Below are 557 nucleotides of genomic sequence, written 5' to 3'. Positions count from 1 at the left end.
GGAACATACCCGCTTCAGAAAGCTCAGCAAGGTTATGTTTTGTCGAAGCAATAATGCGAACATCTACATGCATTTCATCTTCTGCACCAACACGACGGAAGTTACCATCTTGTAGAAAACGAAGAAGTTTGATTTGCAGATGAGCACTCATCTCACCAATTTCATCAAGAAATACCGTACCACCATTTGCCTGTTCAAAAATACCTTTGTGGCCTTGTTCGTGATTGAATGAACCCGGCGCATGACCAAACAGCTCGGTTTCTGCAACGTCATCTGGCATGGATGCACAGCTCAACACAAGGAATGGTTTACTCGCACGGCTTGAACGACTATGACAGGCTTTTGCGAGCATTTCTTTGCCAGTACCTGTTTCACCTTCGATTAGTAGCGGTTGATCCAGAACAGAAAGCTTCTTGGCCTGATTAATCAAGGCTTTATGTCGGTTTGATATTCCTACGAAGTGCTCAAAACCCAATGGATTATGCAACGGCAGTCTTTCTTCTATTTGCGTGCCGTGCTGGCTTGTTCGAATCGTCATCAAAGTGCTTGCAAGCGTA

1 protein-coding gene is annotated in these 557 nt (G+C 44.7%); it reads right to left on the bottom strand.

Translation table 11 applies throughout. From position 1 onward, the window contains the following. On the bottom strand, window positions 1-557 hold a 557-nt coding region (locus R7E78_RS29335), incomplete at both ends, for a sigma 54-interacting transcriptional regulator (RefSeq protein WP_318059046.1).

The sequence above is a fragment of the Vibrio sp. YT-19(2023) genome (assembly GCF_033337395.1).
Note: the sequence above shows the minus strand (reverse complement) of the source record. Positions and strands in the feature narration are given on the sequence as shown.